19 protein-coding genes and 1 pseudogene are annotated in these 21981 nt (G+C 62.0%); 6 read left to right on the forward strand and 14 right to left on the reverse strand.

The window, feature by feature from the left end:
- Positions 1–523: 523 nt before the first annotated feature.
- Positions 524–1528, reverse strand: a complete 1005-nt coding sequence (gene waaC, locus BCY88_RS20610) for a lipopolysaccharide heptosyltransferase I (RefSeq protein WP_120346042.1) — start codon at positions 1526–1528, stop codon at positions 524–526.
- A gap of 212 nt (positions 1529–1740) precedes the next feature.
- On the opposite strand from waaC, the gene BCY88_RS20615 reads away from it, so the two are divergent.
- Positions 1741–3159: a chloride channel protein gene (locus BCY88_RS20615; RefSeq protein ID WP_120346043.1), complete on the forward strand. Its 1419-nt coding sequence runs from the start codon at positions 1741–1743 to the stop codon at positions 3157–3159.
- Positions 3160–3380: 221 nt separating this feature from the next.
- Here the strand turns inward: BCY88_RS20615 and BCY88_RS20620 are convergent, their stop codons facing one another.
- The 6 genes from BCY88_RS20620 to map all read right to left on the reverse strand — a co-directional run bounded on the left by BCY88_RS20620 (position 3381) and on the right by map (position 7833).
- Entirely contained in the window at positions 3381–3692 is a 312-nt protein-coding gene (locus tag BCY88_RS20620; RefSeq protein ID WP_120346044.1) for a YXWGXW repeat-containing protein, read from the reverse strand.
- 323 nt (positions 3693–4015) lie between these two features.
- A complete protein-coding gene (gene minE, locus BCY88_RS20625) occupies positions 4016–4279 on the reverse strand; it encodes a cell division topological specificity factor MinE (RefSeq protein WP_054035076.1) in 264 nt (87 codons plus the stop codon).
- Between the two features lie 14 nt (positions 4280–4293).
- Positions 4294–5109: a septum site-determining protein MinD gene (minD, locus tag BCY88_RS20630; protein ID WP_120346045.1), complete on the reverse strand. Its 816-nt coding sequence runs from the start codon at positions 5107–5109 to the stop codon at positions 4294–4296.
- Between the two features lie 102 nt (positions 5110–5211).
- Positions 5212–6060: a septum site-determining protein MinC gene (gene minC / locus BCY88_RS20635; protein WP_120346046.1), complete on the reverse strand. Its 849-nt coding sequence runs from the start codon at positions 6058–6060 to the stop codon at positions 5212–5214.
- Positions 6061–6328: 268 nt separating this feature from the next.
- The gene (locus BCY88_RS20640) at positions 6329–6862 is read right to left on the reverse strand and encodes a GNAT family N-acetyltransferase (RefSeq protein WP_120346047.1); all 534 of its coding nucleotides are present in this window, start codon (positions 6860–6862) and stop codon (positions 6329–6331) included.
- 185 nt (positions 6863–7047) lie between these two features.
- A complete protein-coding gene (gene map, locus BCY88_RS20645; protein ID WP_120346081.1) occupies positions 7048–7833 on the reverse strand; it encodes a type I methionyl aminopeptidase in 786 nt (261 codons plus the stop codon).
- 402 nt (positions 7834–8235) lie between these two features.
- Here map and BCY88_RS20650 point away from each other — a divergent pair, with 402 nt between their 5' ends.
- The 3 genes and pseudogenes from BCY88_RS20650 to BCY88_RS40810 all read left to right on the forward strand — a co-directional run.
- Complete coding sequence (locus BCY88_RS20650; RefSeq protein WP_120346048.1) at positions 8236–9213, forward strand: ferritin-like domain-containing protein; 978 nt, start codon at positions 8236–8238, stop codon at positions 9211–9213.
- Positions 9214–9335: 122 nt separating this feature from the next.
- Positions 9336–10640 carry an Nramp family divalent metal transporter gene (locus BCY88_RS20655; RefSeq protein WP_120346049.1) on the forward strand — a complete coding sequence of 435 codons (1305 nt, stop codon included), beginning with the start codon at positions 9336–9338 and terminating at the stop codon, positions 10638–10640.
- A 300-nt stretch (positions 10641–10940) separates the two neighbouring features.
- Positions 10941–11504: pseudogene (locus BCY88_RS40810) on the forward strand (alpha/beta hydrolase); the annotation flags it as partial.
- A gap of 167 nt (positions 11505–11671) precedes the next feature.
- On the opposite strand, the gene BCY88_RS40415 reads toward BCY88_RS40810, so the two are convergent.
- From BCY88_RS40415 to BCY88_RS20690, 6 genes are all read right to left on the reverse strand, one after another.
- On the reverse strand, positions 11672–12184 hold the full coding sequence (locus BCY88_RS40415; protein ID WP_120346050.1) for a chalcone isomerase family protein: 513 nt from the start codon (positions 12182–12184) through the stop codon (positions 11672–11674).
- Between the two features lies 1 nt (position 12185).
- Entirely contained in the window at positions 12186–13397 is a 1212-nt protein-coding gene (locus tag BCY88_RS20670; RefSeq protein ID WP_120346051.1) for an SAM-dependent methyltransferase, read from the reverse strand.
- A gap of 12 nt (positions 13398–13409) precedes the next feature.
- On the reverse strand, positions 13410–14267 hold the full coding sequence (locus tag BCY88_RS20675) for a DUF1365 domain-containing protein (RefSeq protein WP_120346052.1): 858 nt from the start codon (positions 14265–14267) through the stop codon (positions 13410–13412).
- Positions 14264–15568, reverse strand: a complete 1305-nt coding sequence (locus tag BCY88_RS20680; protein WP_120346053.1) for an NAD(P)/FAD-dependent oxidoreductase — start codon at positions 15566–15568, stop codon at positions 14264–14266. The genes BCY88_RS20675 and BCY88_RS20680 overlap by 4 nt, the downstream gene beginning before the upstream one ends.
- A gap of 255 nt (positions 15569–15823) precedes the next feature.
- Complete coding sequence (locus tag BCY88_RS20685; protein WP_120346054.1) at positions 15824–16990, reverse strand: transporter substrate-binding and LysM peptidoglycan-binding domain-containing protein; 1167 nt, start codon at positions 16988–16990, stop codon at positions 15824–15826.
- Between the two features lie 42 nt (positions 16991–17032).
- A complete protein-coding gene (locus tag BCY88_RS20690) occupies positions 17033–17791 on the reverse strand; it encodes a hypothetical protein (protein WP_120346055.1) in 759 nt (252 codons plus the stop codon).
- 531 nt (positions 17792–18322) lie between these two features.
- On the opposite strand from BCY88_RS20690, the gene BCY88_RS20695 reads away from it, so the two are divergent.
- Positions 18323–20086, forward strand: coding sequence for a winged helix-turn-helix domain-containing protein (locus BCY88_RS20695; RefSeq protein WP_120346056.1), 1764 nt, complete (start codon positions 18323–18325; stop codon positions 20084–20086).
- 78 nt (positions 20087–20164) lie between these two features.
- On the opposite strand, the gene BCY88_RS20700 is transcribed toward BCY88_RS20695, so the two are convergent.
- Positions 20165–20419 carry a DUF4148 domain-containing protein gene (locus BCY88_RS20700; protein ID WP_120346057.1) on the reverse strand — a complete coding sequence of 85 codons (255 nt, stop codon included), beginning with the start codon at positions 20417–20419 and terminating at the stop codon, positions 20165–20167.
- 234 nt (positions 20420–20653) lie between these two features.
- On the opposite strand from BCY88_RS20700, the gene BCY88_RS20705 reads away from it, so the two are divergent.
- Positions 20654–21922, forward strand: coding sequence for an MFS transporter (locus BCY88_RS20705; RefSeq protein ID WP_120346058.1), 1269 nt, complete (start codon positions 20654–20656; stop codon positions 21920–21922).
- Positions 21923–21981: the final 59 nt, after the last annotated feature.

The following is a 21981-nucleotide window of genomic DNA, read 5'->3' on the forward strand; positions in this document are numbered from 1 at the left end:
CGTGTGCAGCCCTTACCTGTGGCGGGTGCGCGGTTTGAAACATGGACGGCGGGGATGGAGTACGCGCTGCATGTCCCGTAACCAGACCGGCAGGCACACGCAAGATCACGCGATTCGCTGATTAGGCACCCTACGAAAAGCGACAGATTTAACAGGTATGTAATGCGCGATGCTTATCCGAATGCAGAGCGTGGTGGTCCCAAGAGACCGCCTGCGGGGCGCCGGTGAGCGGCCCACGGTTCTGCCGGCACGCGCGCGGCATGCCTCGATGAATGCACCATTGAACTTGGCCGCCGGACGGCGGTCTGTTTAGAACTGGGTCGATCGCCCGCTGTGGTCGCTCAGTGTCTGAGTCAGTTTGTTCATTGCAGTGATTCCTCTCCGCCCGTAGTTCCCCGACGCGGGCGTTTTTCGGAGGCGTTCCGTGGCAGCGCTCGTTTGATTGGGCGACTGTGCGTCGCGCCTCTTTTCTTTAGCCGAACGATTAGCCAAACGATTGCGCGAAAGCGCGGGGAAGCCGCGCTCAGGCGGCCGCTGATCCGTGCTGCATGGCGACGGCGCGCGACTCGCTGTGCACGTAATCGATCGCCTCCAGTGCCTCGGCGATCGACGGTATTGACCGGCCGTCACCGATCGAAATCGAGCGAAACGGCGCGTCGATACCGCAATGCGCCGGCGAGGTTGCGACAAAAATCATGACCGTGCGCTTCTGCAAGGCATGCGCCAGATGAACGAGCCCCGTATCGGTACCGACCACCAGCGCGCATGCGTCGATCATTTGCGCGATTTCGGTCACGCTCAGCTTTGGCAGGACGGTAGAACCCGGCACCTGCGACGCGATTTGCTCCGCCTCGGCGCGCTCGCCTTCCGAGCCCCACGGCAGCACCACCTGAAAACCACGCTGCGTCAACTCGCGGCCAACCGCGACCCAATGGGGCAGCGGCCACTTCTTGTCGTCTTTGGAGGTGGCGTGAAACAGCGCCGCGACCGGCGCGCTGTTAGCCGCGAATGGAGCGACGGCCGGCTCGGGCAGGCGCAGATTGTAGGCGGGAGGGCCTTCGACCTTGTAACCCAGCGCCTCACTCGCGCTCACACGCATGCCGTGCCATGCGTCGCAAGACGGACGCGGACCGAAACGCCCGGTGTAGGCAAATGCGGCGCCCCGCTCGCCCAGATCCTGGGACTGGTATCCAATACGCTTGGACGAGCGAGCCAGAAAGGCGATGATCGCGCTCTTGTACACACCGTGAATGTCGATGATGAAGTCGTAGCGGTAGGCGCGCAATTCGGCGATCGACGCCGCGATCGCCTTGAAATCGGCCCAGTGGCGCGCCTTCTTGAAGCGGCGCAGCGGGGCGGAAAGCACGCGGTCCACGCTCTCGCTCCAATGCACCACTTCGGCGAATGCTTCGTCGGCAGCCCAGTCCACTTCAACGCCGGGGAACGCGCGCTTGATGTCGGCGACGACTGGCAACGCCTGCACGATATCGCCGAGTGAAGTGACCTTGACGATAAGGACTCGCTTCATTGAGGACCTGTTAGTTATTCGAACATCAAACTATTTTAGCCGACGATTGGGATAATCTTTACTGAACGCGGTGGCGCAGCATCGCAGCATTAATACAACGCGTTACATTGCACGCCTTACAAACCGCCTTTCAGTATATTTATAAATACCTTCACCCCGTTCTGTCGATGCGGCGCGTTTTATAATCCACCCTTTGCGCCAGTCTATTCCTCATGTCCCGGGCCTTCCCTCCGCTTTCTTCCAGCATTGTGCGTCGCGCGAGGCGCTTGTGGCGGCAATACGGCGTCTTCTGGCTCGGCGCGATCGCTGTCGGCCTCGTGGCGGTTCTTTATGCACGACTTATCGACTGGGGCTATGGCGAATTCCGCGCCATGCAGCAACAGCACGTGTGGGCGCCCTTGATCGTCACGCCCGCGGTCGCCGCGCTCGCCGTCTGGCTCACGCGCAAGTTCTTCCGCGGCGCCGAAGGCAGCGGCATTCCTCAAGTGATTGCCACCCTGCATGCCAAACCCGGTGAATACGGTGCACGGCTGCTGTCGTTCCGGATTCTGTTCGGCAAGATCGCCGTGTCGTTTCTGGCGATTCTCGGTGGCTTCACGATCGGCCGCGAAGGACCGACCGTGCAGGTCGGCGCGGCACTGATGTTCAACCTGCGGCGGCTGTATCCGCGCTCGAACGCGCTGATCGAACGGCAACTGGTGCTCGCGGGCGCGGCGGCGGGTTTGTCCGCGGCGTTCAATACGCCGCTGGCGGGCATCGTGTTCGCCATCGAAGAACTCACCCGCAGCTTCGAAGCCCGCGCGAGCGGCGTGCTGATTACCGCGATCATCATCGCCGGTGTGATTGCGCTCGGACTGAACGGCAACTACACCTATTTCGGCACCATCCAGATCGGCGCGCATTTCCCCGACCTGCTGGCGGTGGCCGTCGTGCTCACCGCCATCGTTACCGGCATTGCGGGCGGCGTGTTCGGCTGGCTGCTGCTGAATACCGCGCGCTGGATTCCGGCGCCGCTGCGCCAGTTGCACGGCGAGCGGCCGGTTGCGTTCGCTGCGTTGTGCGGCTTCGTGATCGCGGTGGTCGGCCTCATCTCCGGCGGCACGACCTTCGGCAGCGGTTATGCGGAAGCGCGCGGGCTGCTCGACGGACACGAGCACCTCTCCGTGTTCTATCCGTTTCTGAAAATGATCTCGATGGTCGGCTCGTATCTGCCCGGCATTCCGGGTGGCATCTTCGCGCCGTCGCTGTCGATCGGTGCAGGCTTCGGCAATCTGCTGCACATGGTGTTCGGCTCGATGCAATTGCCGATGCTGATCGCCCTTGCCATGGTGGGTTATCTGGCGGCCGTCACGCAGTCGCCGATTACGTCGTTCGTGATCGTGATGGAGATGATCGATGGTCATGCTCTGGTGATCTCGCTGATGGCCACCGCGTTGATTGCGAGCCGTGTAGCGCGTCTGTTCGCGCCGCCGTTGTACGAGTCGCTGGCAGAGCGCTATATGGCACCACTGCCGCAACCGGCGCCTGCACCGGTGCCTGAAGTCCCTGAGGTCGAAGCGCCTGAAGCAACGGTCGTCGACGAAATCGACGGCGACGCTCGCGCTGAAGACAACAGCGCCCCGCGTCAGTAAACGACAACCGCCGGCGCACGCATATAAACCGGCCGCGCCGGCACCACCACGCAGCCGGCCAGCATGACCGCCAGCACGGCGATCAACAGCAGATTCTTTTTCATCATGTGTTCCTCTGCAACCCAGGCGAGCGCTGACGCGGCGCCTGCGTCGTCAAACTGGAGAGAACGGCACGGGCGCAATCAACCGCACCGTGCCGCACAACGCTGGAGCCCGAGGACTTAAGCCCAGTGGCCTTCGACCCAGCGATAGTTCGGGCCATGCTCGACCCAGTGACCCGGCACCCAGTGGAAGCCGACACGCTCAGCCTGCCAGTGACCCGCTGCCCACACATAGCGGCCATGGTCCCAACGCCAGTGACCGTGATCCCACACATAGCCGACGCGCGGCGCCGGCACGGCTTCGTAACGCACGGCCGGCGGTGCGGACGGCGCGATCACGACGATTTCTTCGGCCGAAGCGGAGGCGATGGCGGATGCACCAGCTGCGATCAGAACAGCGTTGGCGATCAGCAAGCGAAAGGTCTTGTTCATGTTTTTCCTCTGTAGTTGGACACCGAATCCGGCGTTATCCGTTTAATGCGCGAGGGGACAAAAGCGCTGACCGCCGCCGTGTAACGGCACACGCTGAAATGCAACGGATTATTTCGCCGTGCGGCATGGCACCGTGCGGGCGTGCAAGGGCATACACGGCGACACAGCGCTTTCGAGCAGCAAGGGGAGGACAAGGGGGCAGACGGCGCGTAGAACCCACATCCGCGCGTCTAATTGAACAGCAGAAGGCACAACAGGAGAACAGCGCACGCGCCCCATCTCGTCACGCCACATCGACGCACCGAGGCAGAGCGCGCAGCGCGTTATGCAGAACCCACCTGCGGTATTTCGATCTTGACCTCGAGCACCTCGAGGTCGTCCTGGCGTTCCAGGCTCACGCGAATATCGTCATCGGAGATTTTCACGTACTTTGAAATCACGGCCACCAGTTCGCGTTGCAACGCAGGCAGGTAATCGGCAGGCGCATGGCCGCCGGCGCGCTCGTGCGCGATGATCAACTGCAGGCGTTCCTTCGCTACCGACGCGGACTTCTTCTTCTCGCCCAGCAAAAACGAAAGAATCGACATTACGTGCGCTCCCCTTACTTGGTGCCGAAGAGGCGCTGCAGCAGCCCTGGCTTCTGGTAATCGGTAAAGCGAAGCGACTTCTGCTCGCCGAGGAAACGCGACACGACGTCTTTATAAGCTTCGGCGACATCTGTGCCGTCGAGGTGCACAGCGGGCAACCCCTGGTTCGACGCATGCAGCACCGCTTCCGATTCCGGGATCACGCCGATCAGATCGATGCGCAGGATTTCCTGGATGTCGGTGAGCGACAGCATTTCGCCTTCGCTGACACGCTTCGGGTTGTAGCGGGTGATCAGCAGGTGCTCCTTGATCGGCTCCTTGCCGTCGATCGCGCGCTTGGTCTTGGACGACAGGATGCCGAGGATACGGTCCGAGTCACGCACCGAGGAGACTTCCGGATTCGTCACGATCAGCGCTTCGTCGGCGAAATGCATGGCGAGCAGCGCGCCCGATTCGATACCCGCCGGCGAATCGCAGACGATGTATTCGAAATCCATTGCGATCAGGTCGTTGATGACCTTCTCGACGCCTTCCATGGTCAGCGCGTCTTTGTCACGCGTTTGCGAGGCCGGCAGGATGAACAGGTTCTCGCACTTCTTGTCCTTGATCAGCGCCTGGTTGAGGTTCGCTTCGCCCTGGATCACGTTGATCAGGTCGTACACCACACGGCGCTCGCAGCCCATGATGAGGTCGAGGTTACGCAGGCCGACGTCGAAGTCGATCACGGCGGTTTTGCTGCCACGCAGTGCGAGGGCCGATGCAAAACTCGCGCTCGTGGTCGTCTTGCCCACGCCACCCTTGCCCGAAGTCACCACAATGATTTTTGCCATTACCCTTACCTTGTGTTCGTCAAATTCGTCAATTATGTGCGGCCCGATTTGCCGTGGAACGCCGCGTGCCGTGATGGTTCAGGGCAACGCGCGTCACGTCGATCAGGTGAGCCGCAGCGGTTCGATCATCAACTTTTCTTCTTCGAGCCAGATCTGCACCGGCTTGCCGAGCACGTCGGCCGGCAGCGGGTTCTCGGTCGTACGATAGATGCCCGCGATCGAGATCAGTTCCGGTTCGAGACACGTGCAGAAAATGCGCGCGTCGTGATTGCCCTGCACACCGGCCAGCGCCCGGCCGCGCAGCGGCGCATAAATATGGATGTTGCCTTCCGCGATCACCTCCGCGCCGTAGCTCACCAGACCGAGCACGACCAGATCGCCCTTTGCGTAGATGCGCTGACCCGAGCGCAACGGTTTATCGACCACCGTGGTTTGCGACGAGGTGGCGAGACGCACGGGCTCGGCGGCGGGCACCGGCTCGACCGCGGCGGCCGTGGCCGGCGTGCCGTTTTCGAGGGACGCACCGGCAGCGTCGGCAAACAGATCGGCCGGCGGCGTAGCGGTCGCGGCAGTGGCCACCGGCGCCGGAGCAACGGGATTGACGCTTTCTTCGTCAGCGGATCGCGCGGCGCCGCGGCGGTCGCGCGCTTCGAGCAGCGGCAGCGCGGATTCGGCCGCCCACGCCTGCTGCGTGTTGGCGACCACGCCGACCGGACGCATGCGCACGCTGTCGAGCAGTTGCGCGATGTCGGCGAGCGGCACGCGTTCGTTCTCGGCGAGACGGCGCACGTCGATCGCGACAACGTCGTTAGCGAAAAATTCGGGGGTCGCCTCGAAGCGCCGGGTCAGTTCGGCACGCATCGCATCGAGGTCGGTTGTCTTGACCACGAACAGGAGCGTGTCGACAGAGCCGCTGCGGAGTTCGAAAAAGGGTGATTTCTTGGGCGACATAGCGTTCGGCAAAAAATTTTGCGTATTTTACAGGCGTACAGGCGGGGAGCGAGTTTTTTTGCCGGGAGAACGCGCCCGCACGGCCTGAATACCCATGACGTAGGCACGTTGTGGCTGTTCAAGCCGCGCCTGGGCCGCTTGATAGTCCATAAACCCGGCCATAAATCAGGCCACAAGCCCGTCAATAAACCGGGCCATGACCCAGGCCATGAACGCTGTAGCGACGCGGATGGGATGTGAGCGGCAGGCTGACGCGCCGCTCGCGGGATCACTGTTGAAACACCTGAGACGTGCTCGGCACGTGACGCACCAGCAGGCTTTCGGCCTGCTCGGGCGCACGCGCGATGCGCCGATGCTCGCCGGTCGGACCAAAGCCGAGCGCCTCGTAAAAGCGCATTGCATTGCGGTTGGCGTCGGCAACCCACGCGTAGATTTCCATCGCGCCTTCGCCGGCGAGCCATGCGCTGGCGGTGTCGACCAGCAGCTCGCCGCCTCGCAGATGACGCACGGCCGGCGCCACCCACAACTCGCCGACGAACGCGCGGTGCGCTGCCGTATCGTCGAAATGCGCTTCGATCAGTCCTGCCGGATGGCCTTCGGTATAGAGGATGAAACTGGTGGCGATAAACGAAACAGCGTGTTCGACAGCGGTGGCGTCGAACGTGGCGGCATCTGCCGACAACGCGTCCTCGAGCGTTTCGCCGAAGGCATAGGGTGCCTCTCGCAGCGACGCAGTACGGAGTTCGCGGAAAACGGCGCCCTGATCAGCGGCGATACGGCGAACGGTCAATGACGGACTCATGCAGACGAAAACCCCTTGAAACCCTAAGACATAGCTTTAACCGAACCGGCGCGCGAGTCAAATGCTTATTTACTGGATCGGGCCGCGGCGCCGGTCCCTGGTGCAGACAGCGTGCCTCAATTGCGCAGCAATCCGCGCACCCACCGCCCTGCTAGCCGGTTCGCGAGGCGCGCTGACCATCGCATTCAGGGCGCATCGTAATCGCCGGTGCCGTCCGGCCAGGGCGTCAACAGTTCGTAGCCCTCTTCGGTCACGGCAATCATGTGCTCCCATTGCGCCGACAGCGAGCGGTCTTTGGTCACGACCGTCCAGCCGTCACGCTGCACCGTGGTGCCGGCACGGCCCGCGTTGATCATGGGTTCGATCGTGAAGACCATACCCGGCTTCAGACGCACGCCCTGCCCCGGCTGACCGTAGTGCAGCACCTGCGGATCTTCGTGATAAACCTTGCCGATGCCGTGGCCGCAGTAGTCGCGCACGATCGAGAAGCCGTCGCGCTGCGCGACCTTCTGGATCGCGTAGCCAACGTCGCCTAGCGTGGCGCCCGGCTTCACCTCGCGGATACCGGCGAGCATCGCTTCATAGGTCGTGTCGATCAGCTGGCGCGCCACCGTGCTCGGGTGGCCGACGCAATACATGCGGCTGGTGTCACCGAAATAGCCGTCTTTGATAATCGCGACGTCGATATTGATGATGTCGCCATCTTCCAGGATTTCGCTACGGCTGGGAATGCCGTGGCACACCACCTGGTTGACGGACGTGCAGACGGTCTTCGGAAATCCCAGATAACCAACATTTGCCGGAATCGACTTTTGCGTCTTGACAATGTAGTCGTTGCACAGTGCGTCGAGCTCGTCGGTCGAGACGCCGGCCTTGACGTGCTCGCCGATCATCGCCAATACGTCGGCCGCGAGGCGGCCGGAGATGCGCAGCTTGGCGATGTCGTCGGGAGTCTTGTAGGTAATGGCCATGAATTCGGTCGAGGTGGGTCGATGATGACGATCGCCCAATTGTACAGAGGATCGCCAGACGGCCTCGGCAAACCGGGCCGGCCCTGGATCGCGGGCGGCTTTCCGCACGGCGCAAAGCGGTTCTCAGGGGCCATTCAGGGATCGGCTACGCCGAACCAGCCCGGCTCATGCTGCAAGCGCACACGGAAATCTTTTGTGATGTTTGCATCTGGCAGTCCATTCGCTCCGTAAAGGCGGTTGAGGACTCGGTTTCTTCCCCTGCATCGTTTGGTTCTTCGCGGAAGAACGGGGCCTCTTTTTGCTTGCGCGATTTGCGTTGGTGCATTGCCTGTGTAACTGCTTTCCGTGCGTGTGCGTCGCGAGTCCGTGGCATTGGCAGCGAACCATCTGAGGAGCATAGCCATGTCGGAGTCCAGCAATAAATCAGCAGAACTTATCGATGTATTTGACCGCCGGGTGGAACGGCGCCTGCAACGCAGACAATTTTTCCGCAACGCCGGCGGACTGGGACTGGGTTTGGTCGGCGGCACACTGATCAGTGCGTGCGGCGGTGGTTCCGGGTCGATCGCGTCGGCCCAGAGCGCGCCGACCGACCCGGAAATATTGAACTTCGCATTGAATCTGGAGTACCTCGAATCGCAGTTCTATACGTATGCGACGACAGGTTCGGGGCTGGCCGCGAGCATGACTGCCGGCGTCGGCACGATGGGCACCGTCATCCCAGGGCAGCAAGTGCCGTTCCAGGACCCCGTGGTGCAGGCCTACGCGAATGAGATCGCCAACGACGAACGCGAGCACGTCAACTTCCTGCGCAGCGCGCTCGGCAGCGCAGCGGTGGCGATGCCTTCGATCGACATCGGCGGCACCAATCCGAACGGCGCATTCTCCAACGCGGCGCGCGCTGCAGGGCTGGTCGGCGCGGGCGTCGCGTTCAACCCGTATGCGAGCGACAACAACTTCCTGCTCGGCGCGTTCATCTTCGAAGACGTCGGCGTGACGGCCTATAAAGGCGCCTCGCCGCTCATCAGCAACAAGACGTTCCTCGAAGCGGCAGCCGGGATTCTCGCGGCCGAGGCGTATCACGCGGGGCTCGTGCGTACGGTGCTGTTTGCGAAAGGCGTCGACACCGCGAGCATCTACACGGCCGCCAACGCGATCTCCGCCGCGCGCGACAGCCTCGACAACAACGGCCACGACGATCAGGGCATCACCGGGGCGACGGCCGGTTCCTCGAACATCGTGCCGCTCGACAGTAACGGGCTCGCTTTCAGCCGCGGCTATGGGAACGTCCTCAACATCGTCTATCTGACGAGTTCGGTGGCGACCAAGGGCGGCTTCTTCCCGAACGGCGTGAACGGTGTGCTCAATATGAGCGCCTGAAGCACGCACGCCGCAGTGCCCGCTGCACCGGCAACGGGGTCGCCGCGATGACGATCGCGCTCACCCGTTGGCGGGCCTTCACCTGCATTGCCTTGAACGCTTGATGCCGTACAGGAGCAGTCATGAACGAAGCGATGAGCCAGGCCGCCTTACCCCAGACCCTCACCGAGCAGACCTGTTTCGACATTCGCGAGACGCTGGCCGGACGCCGCCGCGGCCTGCGGGCGATGCTGCCATTCGCCGGACCGGCGGTGGTCGCTTCGATCGCCTATATGGACCCCGGCAACTTCGCCACCAACATTCAGGCGGGCGCCGGCTACGGCTATACGCTGCTGTGGGTAGTGGCGGTAGCGAACATCGTGGCAATGTTGTTTCAATCGCTATCGGCCAAGCTGGGGCTCGTGACCGGCAGCAATCTCGCCGAGTTGTGCCGCTCGGCGCTGCCGCGCCGTTGTGTGCTCGCCATGTGGGGCATCAGCGAAATCGCGGCGATGGCGACGGATCTGGCGGAATTCGTCGGCGGCGCCATCGGCGTTTCGTTGCTCACGCATCTGCCGATGATGCCGAGCATGCTGATTACGGCGGCCATTACCTATGGTCTGCTGCAGTTCGAGAAGCGCGGTTTCCGCCCGCTCGAACTGGCGATCGCGGCGCTGGTCGGCGTGATTGGCCTGTCGTATCTGGCGGAGTTGCTGATTGCACCGGTACATTGGGCGTCGGTTGTCAAGCACACGTTCACACCCGGCATACCCGACAGCAATGCGTTGACGATTTCGGTCGGCATTATCGGCGCAACCGTGATGCCGCATGTGATATTCCTGCATTCAGGACTCACACAGAATCGCGTGAAGCCGCGCAACGAAAGCGAGTGCACCAGGCTGCTGCGTTTTTCGAACATCGAAGTGGTGGCCGCGCTCGGCGTCGCGGGGCTCATCAACATGGCGATGGTAATCATGGCGTCGAGTGCGTTTCATGCCGGCCACGCCGAGATCGCCAGCATCGAAACCGCATGGCGCACGCTCACGCCGCTGCTGGGCGGCGCGGCGGCGGGTCTCTTTCTTGCGGCGTTGATCGCCTCCGGCATATCGAGTTCGGTCGTCGGCACGATGGCGGGGCAGATGATCATGCAGGGCTTCGTCGGCTTTCACATTCCCGTGTGGGCGCGGCGGCTGATTACGATGGTGCCGGCCTTCGTGGTGGTAGCTTGCGGCGTGGACGCGACGCGCGCGCTGGTGTTGAGCCAGGTGGTGCTGAGCGTGGCGCTGCCGGTGCCGATGATCGCGCTGGTGTGGTTCACGTCGCGGGGAGAGTTGATGGGCCGCTACCGGAACCGCCGTTCGACCACGATCGCGGCGGTGGCCGGCACGATCGCCGTGCTGGCGCTCAATTTCGTTCTGCTGCTGCAAATCGCCGGCATTTCGTCGTAGCCGCCGCTTCATGCGGATGCCTTGCCTGTTTTGATCGCGCCGCATGAACGCGTTCCCGCGTCTGCATCCGGTTGTGGGCTTATCGCGTACATTGTTCGAACGCTTATTGTTGAACAATTTCCGACGGATCCGCCCCTCATGCCTCGACGCCTGCTTACCCTGACCGCCGCCCTGGCGCTCGCTGCGCTGGGCGGTTGCAGCCCCGCCGGCGTGCTCAACGCCGCCGTATCGCACAAGAACTTCCGGGCCGAAAATGGTCTGGCTTACGGCAGCGCGCCGCGCCAGAAGCTCGATGTCTACATGCCCGGCGCCGCCAGTGCGCCACCCACGGGTTCGCACGGCAGACCCGTGGTCGTGTTCTTCTACGGCGGCAGCTGGCAGAGCGGTTCGCGTGACAGCTATCTGTTTGTCGGCGCGGCGCTGGCCTCGCGTGGCTTTGTCGCTGTGGTACCCGACTACCGGACGTGGCCGGAAATCACCTTCCCCGGCTTTATCGACGACGCCGCCGCGGCCGTGCGCTGGGCCCGCGATCACGCCGCCGAATTCGGCGGCGACCCGTCACGGATCTTCCTGATGGGGCATTCGGCCGGCGCGCATATCGTGATGCTGCTGGCCACCGATAATCGCTATCTCGCGGCGCAGCAGATGAGCAAACACGATCTGAGCGGCGTGATCGGCCTCGCCGGTCCGTATGATTTTCTGCCGCTGAAGGACGCAACGCTCGAAGAAATTTTCCCGCCCGAATTGCGCGCAGCGAGCCAGCCGATCAACTTCGTGAACGGTGACGAACCGCCTGCCTTCCTTGCAGCGGGCGAGCGCGATACGACAGTCGATCCGGGCAACACCGACCGGCTCGCGGCAAAGCTGCGCGCCGCCGGCGATACCGTTGAAGTGAAGCACTACCCGCGGATTGGACACGCGCTGCTGGTCGGCGCCATTGCGGGTCCGCTGCGCGGTTTTGCGCCCGTGCTCGACGATGCGAGCGCGTTTATCGACGCGCAAGTGAGTCACGCGGCGCAGCGCGACGCGCCCTACGGCGCGGTTCCGAGCAACTGCTTGCGTAAAGCCGGAGCACGCGTCGACGGATCGAGCCAGATGCCGAAGAACGCGCGCGCGAACGCGGGGTCGTCGAACTCGCCGGTCATCCGGTCGCCGGCATAAAAACGCACGCCCTTGTCCGGCAAATAGACCGCGCTGAGCTGATCGCCGGGACTGACATCCACGAACGCCTGCATCATGTCCGCGCGCCAGCGCGCCAACGTGTCGGCCGGAATCGGTGCGCTCGCGAGACGCTTGATCTCGTTCATGCCCGTATCGACGAACCGTTCGCGCTTGATGCCGCGCACATAGACGATATGCAGCGCGAAGCGTTCTTCATAGTCGATAGGTACGCGCTCGCTCCACATCTGCGCACGGTAGAGCCTGAAGCCGAACACGCTGAAATCGCCCTCGCCCACGAGCTTCGCGGACTGCACGTCGCCGAGCCAGTCAGCGCTGGCCGCAGTCGCCCACACCATTAGCACGAGAGCCGCGAGTGCGCGCATGTCAGTCCGCCGACGTGAGCACGAATTGCATCACGTCCGTGCGCCCTTCGTCGAAGCCGGCTTCACAGTAGGCCAGATAGAGTCGCCAGGTGCGCACAAAAATCTCGTCGAAGCCCTGTTTCTGGATCGCACCGAGTTGCGCTTCGAACGCACTGCGCCAACGGCGCAACGTCTCGGCATAGTCGGGCCCGAAAGCCAACGACGGGTACGCCGCGAGCTTGCCGCGCCGGGCTGCTTCAATAAAGCGCCGCGGACTCGGCAACATGCCGCCCGGGAAAATGAATTCGCGGATGAAGTCACTCGTCGCGCGATACGCGGCAAAGTGCGAGTCGTCGATCGTGATGGTTTGCACAAGCGCGCGTGCATCCGGCAGCAGACGTTCGCGCAAGATGCGAAAGTACGTCGGCCAGAATTTTTCCCCGACAGCTTCGAACATTTCGATCGACACGATGCCGTCGTACTGCCCGGTCAGCGTACGATAGTCCCGCAATTCGAGCTGCACGCGATCGCTCAATCCTGCTTCGCTTACCTGCTTCCGGGCGAATTCGAGCTGCGCCGCGGAAATCGTCACGCCATGCACGTGAATGCCCTGGCGCGCCGCATGCATCGCAAAGCCACCCCATCCGCAGCCGATTTCCAGAATGCGCATGCCTTCGCGCAAACCGAGCGTATCGATGATGCGCTGGTACTTCGCATGCTGTGCGTCTTCCAGCGATTGATGGAAGTTGCCGTGGAATACCGCGCTGGAATACGTGAAGGTCGGGTCCAGCCATTGCGCGTAAAACGCGTTGCCGATGTCGTAGTGCGCGTGAATATTGCGCCGGCTGCCCGAGCGCGTATTGGGCCTCAGCTTGTGACGCAGTCCGTACCAGAGTTGCGCAAGCCAGCCGCCATAAACCGTGCGTTGCAACGCGCGTTCGTTGCGAATGGCCACGCGCAGCAAAGCGGCCAGATCGGGCGTATCGACCCAGAAGGCGCGCCATGCATCGGCAAAGCCAATATCGCCCTTGCGCAGAATCGCGCCGCACGCACGCCAGTCGCGCAATTCCAGACGCGCGCCTGGCGCCGCGTGCGAATCGCCGAACACGCGCTGCTGACCGTCGGGCGTGATCAGCACCAGATGCCCGACCTGAATCCGTTCGAGCAGAGACAGAAACAAACGGCCTGACGCGGGGACGGTTCGAGGCCCGCTTAGGGTTCTTGAAAGCGCCATGGCTGGATCTCCTCAATCGGACGAAATGGGGCGCGCTGCGGTGGAGGGCTCGGCCTCGCCGGCAGCGGTGTGGTCGGTGGATGCGTCGGCCGTGCGGCCCGGCGCGGGATTCTTGCCGTAGAACGGCGCCTTTTTGATGGCGAGGCGCAACGCCTGCCAATGAATTCGCGCGACGACGCCGAGGGTCAGCATCGGTTGACGCATCAACGCGGCAAGTGCCGCCGAGCGCGTCAACGGCTTTAGACGGCCACCCACTGCGGTGCGGATCAGAAGCCCGTCAGCGTCCTTGTAATCGATCGAGACCGACACACTATTCGGCGTCTGCCTGACACGAAACTCGTAGCGCCCCTCCACGCGGCAAAACGGCGACACGTGCAGCACCTTGCGGCATTTGAGCTCCGTTTCAGCCGTGATCGGCGCATTCCCCGCGGCGCTCAACAGATAGCAATGGCGATCCCCGAAGGTGTTGCGCACCTCGGCCAGCAACGCGCGCAGACGATCGTCGCGGTCGTGGCAAAACCAGAAGCTGACCGGATTGAACGCATAGCCGAACACGCGCGGAAACGCTTGCAGCCAGATCTTGCCGTCCGCTTCGCCGATACCCGCAGCGGATAGTTGCGCGCGCATCCAGCTGGCGAGATCGCCGCCGTCACGCGGACCATGATCCCGTTGATGCAAGCTGAGCGGTCGCCAGCGGTCGATGCCGAACCAGCCGCTGTCGAGCGATGCCAGACGATCCAGATCGCAGCGCACATAAAACACCGGATACGAGAAGCGGTGATGCTTCGGCCGCAGGCGCTCGTGCATCACCTTGCCTGTCAGAAGCCAGGCGGCCGGATCAACTGCGGCTTTGACACGGGCGGGATTCATAGCCTGGCCCATGCCGGCGACACGTTGAAATCGGCCGCAACGCGCAGCGCCGATTTCAGACCGTCCTCATGAAAACCGTAACCCGTCCACGCGCCCGCGAACCACGTGCGACGCTTGCCTTGCAGCGACGGCAGCCGGTGCTGCGCGTCGATGGCGGCCAGATCAAACAGCGGATGGTCGTAGACAAAGCGGCGCAACTCCGTGCCCGGCGCGAGCTGCGCCACCGGATTTAGCGTGACGACGAGCGGCGTCCTGAACGGCAGCGGCTGCAACTGATTGACCAGATAGCTGACGCAGACCGGATGCGTGCCGTCGAGCGCGCGGCTCCCCAGGTAATTCCACGCCGACCACACGCGCTGACGGCGCGGCAGCAGATTCGCATCCGTATGCAACACGGCGACGTTCGGCTGGTAACGCACGGCGCTGAGCACGCTGCGCTCGTCCAGCCCGGCGTCGTTGCCAAGCAGGCGCAGCGAGGTTGGCGCGTGGGTGGCGAGCACCAGCGCGTCGAAACGCTCCGTGCCCGCGTCCGTGAACACGTCGACACCATCGGCATCGCGCCGCACGCCCCGGACGGCGGTACCGACGCGAACGTCGTCGAGCGTGCCGACAATGCGCCGCACATACTCGCGCCCTCCTCCAACCACCGTCTTCCATTGCGGCCGCCGATTCACCTGCAGCAGCGCGTGATTCAGGCAGAAGCGCAGGAACGTGGTGGCCGGGAAAGCGAGGATATCGGCGGTCGCGCTCGACCAGATCGCCGCCGCCATCGGCAGCAGGTAGTGCCGCTGGAACGCGGAACCATAGCCACCCGCCGTCAGCAGTTCGCCCATTGATGCGCGCGTTTCTGTCGCGAGTTCAAGATTGCGTTGCGCGCTGTCGTTGAAACGCATGATGTCGCGCAACATGCCGATAAAGGTCGGCGAGAACAGGTTGCGGCGTTGCGCGAACACGGTGTTCAGACTCGTGCCGGCCCATTCGAGACGGCCTTCGTCGAGCGAAACCGAGAAGGTCATGTCGCTCGGGTGCGACTCGACGCCCAATTCAGCGAACAGCGCGATCAGGTTCGGATAGGTGCGGTCGTTGAAAACCAGGAAACCCGTGTCGACAGGATGTGTGTGACCGTCGAGCGTGACGTCCACGGTGTTGGTGTGGCCACCCGCGTAGGCGGCCGATTCGAACAGCGTGACACGATGCTCGCGCGCCAGCAGCCAGGCACTGGCTAAACCCGAAATACCAGCGCCGATGACCGCGACCCGCGATCCGCGCGGTAGTGGAGGGGTCGGTGCGGGATGAGTCATGGGCGCGTCTCCAGGTCCAAAGAGCGCGCGGTCGGTTAGTTAGGTGTAGCGGGGGTGCGCGTCCTTGACGGGATTTACGCAGCGAGGAGTGAAATGGATGCAAACCGGGCGGTTTTTTGGGGGCAGACGCGCGCACGCGAACCCGGCACGACAGAGGAGACAGGAAATGGCAGGCGTGCGGCGTCTCCCGCCTGGCCGGTGAGGTGAGGTTTTTCCTGCCGGGTCGCAAGGGGCCCGGCAGGAACCTCTACCGCGTCAGCGCACCGGAATGATCAAGTGCTGGCCAATCAGGATGAGGTTGGGGTTCGGAAGGTTGTTGCGCTTCTGCACATCCACAAACCGCGCACCGCTGCCCAGCTGGCTCGCGGCAATGGCATTCAACGTATCGCCGGCGCGAACCACGTAGGTCTTCTCGCCGCCGGTCGCAGCGGTGGTCAGCACCTGGTCGCTGATGAAATATTTACGCAGCAGATCCAGATATGCGGGTGACTGCTTGACCTTCGCGATTGCGGAGTTCAGGTAGATCAGGAGCGCGCTGTCCTCCTTGCGTACGCCGATTTTGTACGCGAGGTTGGAGCCGTCCAGTTTGGTGACGGCGAACGTCAGGTCAGTACCCTTGATCTCCGACACGCCAAACGGATAGTCGTAGACAATGGCATCGACCTGATGCTCGTCCAGGAAGTGCGACATCCACGACCGCTGCCCCTCGATGCTCGCATCCGATAGTTCGACGATCTTGTTGTTCGGAAACGCTTTCTGAACAAACGCTTTCACGTCGGGATCGCCCTGCAGCACGCCGATCGTTTTGCCGGCCAGATCGGCCGCCGAGCGAACCGGCGAACCCTTGGCGACGATCAGCGAATAGCCGAAGTCCTCGACATAAGGAATTGAATAGACCACGCCGCTTGGGGTGTTGTCGGGGAAAGTCAAACCGTCCATGGCGACGTCGACAACCGCGTTGCCTTGCTTGTCGGTTTTGGTCAACTGATCGGGGACAGCCGGATACGTGTCCACGCCATGATGTGTGTCGACCGTGATGATCGAATGGTCGCCCGAGGTGAACTCTTTCTGTGCGAACAGCAGATTGGCGAAGTCGACGTTGAAGCCTTGCGGTTTGCCGTTGTCTTCCGAGTAGAACGGCCGCGACGGGTTTTCGACGCTGACGCGCACAACGCCGTTGCTCAGGATCGATTTCAGCGTGTCCTTGTTGGGCACGAATCCGTCCGGGTTGCCAGGGGGCGGCGTTTTTGCGTCGGTGTTGCCGGTGTTCGTGGCGTTGCCGATGTCCACCCCGTTCGCCGCGACGCCGTCTTTATCGGCGCTCTGGCTGCTGTTAAGAGGATTTTTCAGGCCACCCTCGTGGATATACCAACCGGCGGCCAGCAAGATCAGGAAAAGAACCGAACCCAGGATTTTCTTCATTATTTTTTGATCGAGTTGAATGGTCGAGTGGCGCGTGCCTGATTATTTGGGTGCGGCGGGCGAGCCGAGTTGCTGAGCGGGCGGATTGACCGTGCCCAACTCGGTGGCGGCCTTGGCTTGCTGCACTTCCGCGCTTTCCATCAGCGACGTTTCCATTTCGGAAAATGCCTTGTTGACCGAGTTCATCACGGAGTCGAGCGCGGCGTCCGTTTTGATTTGCGCGAAAGTATCGCTGGATTGCATCCCGGCAATCTTGTTCATCCGTTGCGCGGATTGCGACATATCCCAAAGTGCTTTGGCCCGATCGATCGCGTCGGAGAATCGCTTGAGTTCGTCCTGCACCTGCTTATAGCGCCCCTCACGAAACGCCAGCAGTTTCCGCATGGTTGCGAGCTGGGTTTCGAAACGCGCCGCGTCTTCCGGATACTGTTTTTTGAATTGCGCGGTCTTGTCTTCGAAGTTTTTCACTTCGGTGCGGAAGTCAGTGATGCTTTTCTTGAAGCGCTCCGCACCTTCCTGCTTTTCCGCCAGTTCGTTATAAAGCGTCTCGATCGGGTTCGACTTCGCCTCGTTCACGAACATCTTGACTTTCTGGTTCGCGAATTTCATGGCGAGCACGGGACCGAAGTTGATCGCCGCCAGCCCGATCACCGCGGCCAGGATCAGACCGACCAGGCCTTTGACCAGCAAGATCGCGAGCGGCGCGCCGATGGCGATGCACAGCCCGATAATCGACCACTTGATGACTTTGTATTTGGTGGAGTTCGTGGTCGTGCCTACGACCGAATTGCCAACTGACATGTGAATCCCCTTTTGAAACCTGTTTTACAAAACTGCTTTTGCAAACTATTCGGGACATCGTTGTGGCCATGCATTTGGCGCCGGTTTTTCGGACCGGCCGCGAAAACGCTGTATGACTTTACAGCCACTGAGGCGGCTCGGGAAGTGCCACTTATTTTCCACCGTCATTCAGCGGATCATGAACTCGAATCGGCCTGATGGCCCGGGATGGCCCATGTCGAATTCAGGCAGATTATTTATGACAAAAACATATCAAATTATTTTCTAATTGCTTTCAATTTGAACATCCGCTGTGAATGAATCGACGCATGCGCGAGAGAAAATACCTGTCGATTATGTGCGCGGCATGAGTCCGGGACACCGTATCGCAAAGACCGGCCTGATGGTTAAACGCTGCGACCCTGGCCGTTGCATTCGTCAAACTGACCGATCGCGCCTGGGTCAGGAAAGCGCGGATACCCTCAGACGCACTCCGCGTGAACTAATATAAAGTCCGAAGTCACCCGCGGGTTCAATCGCCCTGGAGCGCAGATGAAGACGTCCGGACTCGTCAGGTTCTCCGACTTCGAACTCGACATCGACCGCTACCAGCTGCGCCGGGCCGGGCAGGAAGTGCGTCTCGAACACAAACCCATGGAACTGCTCATCCTGCTGGCGACGCGCGGGGGGGAACTCGTCGCTCGCGCGGAAATCGTGCGCGCTTTGTGGGGAGCCAATTCATTTCGTGACACCGAGAACGGCCTGAACACCGTGGTGCGGAAAATCCGCATCGCGCTGGACGAAGATCCGGTGAGCCCGCAGTACGTCAAGACCGTCAAGGGCAAAGGCTATCGGCTGGATGGGATCGAGGCGCAATCGGCCGCCGAATCCCAACCCACCCCCGCGCCCGCCGTTCGCGTGATCGTGCTGCCTTTTGCGAATCTGACCGGCGACGCTACACAGGACAGCTTCTGCGACGCGCTGGCGGCTGAAACGTCCGCCACGCTCGGCGCGCTCAAACCCGGGCGACTGATGGTCATCGCAAGAACTACCGCCGCCCGGTACCGCCGCACCGAAAAAAGCATTGCCGAGATAGCACGCGAACTCGCGGTGGACTATGTGCTCGAGGGCTCCTTGACTCAGGAAGGTCAACGCTTTCGAATCCTCGCGCAGTTGATCCGTTGCGCCGACCAGGTACAAGTCTGGAGCCATGCTCACGAACCGACGTCGCGAGGCGCACTCGATATCCAGAAGGAGATCGGCGCGGCGCTGGTCACCGAAGTGACGCCGACACTCACCGAACAGCAGCAGACCATGCTGGCAAGACGCTTGCCCATCGAGCCCGCCGCGCACGACGCCTACTTGCGCGGCCGGTACTTCTGGTACCGGCGTGTGCACTTCGACGCCGGATTCTGCGCGCACCATGCCATCAGCGGCGAGGATTTTTTCCGGAGCCGAGCCTACTTCGAAAGCGCGGTCGAGCTCGATCCGACCTACGCGCTCGGTTACGTCGGCCTGTCGAATTTCCATGGCTCGACAGCGGTACACGGTCTTTTTCCACCCGAGCAAGGCTGGCCGCTCGCCCGCGCCACGGCCGAACGGGCGCTGGAACTCGACCCTGGGCTGCCCGAAGCGCATCACGCGATGGCGGCGGTTCACTACTTCTACGACTGGGACTGGCGAAAAGCCGAAGCAGAGTTTCTGGAAGCACTGCGCCTGAATCCCAGCTATCCCGAGGCCCGCAGGCTGTACGCGAGGCTTTTGCTCGCGATCGGGCGCGAGCCGGAAGGAGACGCGCAAATGAAGCGGGCCGAACAGATCGATCCGCTCGCTTTCAAAGGTTCGCGCGCCTTCGGCCTTGTGCTGTCTGGCCGTCACGACGAGGTGATGAAAGAGTATTTTTCCGGTGAGCGAAGCGAGCGCTCGCCGCTCATCTATCAGTTATTGGCCATTGCGTTCGAAATAAAAGGCTTGTTCAGGGAAGCGGTGGAAGCCACGACAGAAGCGCTGGCCTCATGCGGCGGACACGCCCGTGCGCAGTCTATCCGCACGCAGTGGGAAAACGGTGGCCACGATGCGGTCTTGCGCTGGCTTCTGGAAGATCTGCTGGCCAGGCATCGCACGAGCTACACGTCGCCGCTGGTGCTTGCCGAGATCTACGCCAGACTCGCCAGACCGCCCGAGATGTTTCATTGGCTCGAGGCGGCGCTGGCTGAACGCTCGTCACGCCTGTGCGAACTGCGCACCAATCCCTGGTTTCAGCGCTATCTGTCGGCCGGCCAGTTCAGAAGCGTGGTCAAACGGGCCGGCTTCTGAACACCATGATTTTCGATGAATCCCGCAGTCCGGTAATCCGGCGATCCGGCGATCGCGTAGCAATGCCGGATCCGGCCTTCAGTTGCCACCTTTGAAGAGATCGCGCATGCGGTCAGCTTCACCGTTGTGCTGCGATTGAATCAGTTCGTTGTAGACCTGATCGCGGCTTTTGCCGGTAGGCGATCCCATTTCTGTGCTCGTCGACGGCGTGCCGCCGACCGAGGTCGTGACCAGGTCCTGGGAAGGCTGCGTTTGAGTTGAAGCGTCTTGCGCATAAGCGCTGCCGACTGCGAAGACAACTGCGCTAGCGGCCACAATTCGAAGAGCTTTCATTTTGCTTTACTCCGGAAAGTTGAATCGGGGAGGCCTTCATGACGAGGCCAGGGCTGTGCTTCCCTGACCCCATGCATCAGGGGCCTGAAGGGCGTTGTAGTGCGAGACGCCTGACCCCATGCTGCTTGCGCGAGACCGTTTCGCCCATGGAGGCTGAATGAAGAAATCCTTAATTTTCGCGGCGAGGTGCGTAGGCCCAATGAACGATTCACGAGCGATGCCGGAGCATCGGCCATGACCGGCAGTCCGCTCCCAATGCGCACCGGAACGATGCGCGCCCACCAGCGCTGGACGATCCTGGTAACCAGCACAGCGGGCGCGCTCGAGACTTTCGACGTCGTCATCTACGGTTTTTTCGCGCAGGAGATCGGCCGGGCCTTCTTTCCGGCCAGCGCGGGGCTATCGACCGTGACGTTGTCGTTTGCCGTATTTGCGCTGGGATTTCTGGCGAGGCCCTTAGGCGGCATCTTCTTCGGTCATTTGGGTGACCGGTATGGGCGGCGCCGGGTTTTCGCGTGGTCGGCGATCATCGCGGCGCTCTCGACGCTGCTCATTGCAACGTTGCCGTCGTATCGCGCGTGGGGCGCAGCGGCCCCTTGTCTGTTGCTCGCACTGAGGCTCACGCAAGGATTCTGTGTCGGCGGAGAGCTGCCCGGTGCGATCGTCTATGCGGTTGAAACAGCGCGGATGAAACCAGGCTTCTCGTGCGGCATCGTGTTCTTCGCGGTCAACATGGCGTTACTGCTTGCTGCGGGCATCAACCTCGTTGAACAACGAACGCTTGCGCCGGCACAGATCGACGCGTTCGGGTGGCGCATCGGTTTTCTCGCAGGCGGTGCAATCGGACTGCTTAGCTTTCTGTTGCGCCGCACGTTGCCGGAAACCGATGCCTACGCGCAGGCTCAGGATGCACGTGAGCAAAAACCACTGTTCGTTCTCCTGCGCGACTATCGTGGACCTGTTGCCGTGGGAGTGTTTACGTCGATGCTGGTTGGGCTTAGCAACGGTTTGCTTGTTACGCACGCACCTGCCTGGCTGCGACTGCTTCACTATGAGCCGCAACGAATTGCCGCCGCGCAGACGCTGCATGTGGTGACGATCTCGGCATGCATGCTGCTGATTGCACGCATCGGCGACGCGTTGCCGCGACGTTATCTGTTTCGAACCGGCGCCGTGTTATGCGCCTTGTTCGCGCCGTTTTTTTATCTGACGCTGGCTCGTCATCAGGCTGATTTGCGCGTGGTCTTCCTGATCGCGGCGCTCGTCGCTTCGTTTGCGAACGGAACATTCGCCTGCGCGATTGCGGAGATGTTTCCCGTCGGCGTGCGCTATAGCGGTGTTGCGTTGACGATCAATATCGGGCTGGCGACGACAATGGGCTTCGCGCCGCTCGCCGCCAATCTGCTCATTGTGAAGACGGGCTGGATGGAGGCGCCGGCGCTTCTGCTTGTGTCCGGCGCGGGGCTCGCGTTTGTTGCTTCGTTTGGGATGAGGCGGAGTTGAGTAGCGCTGCGGCGATAGTCAAACGGCTGTGGTAGCGGCCACAATACGGTCCGTTGTCG

It is taken from the genome of Paraburkholderia fungorum (assembly GCF_003610895.1).
In the GTDB taxonomy this organism is placed as follows: domain Bacteria; phylum Pseudomonadota; class Gammaproteobacteria; order Burkholderiales; family Burkholderiaceae; genus Paraburkholderia; species Paraburkholderia fungorum_B.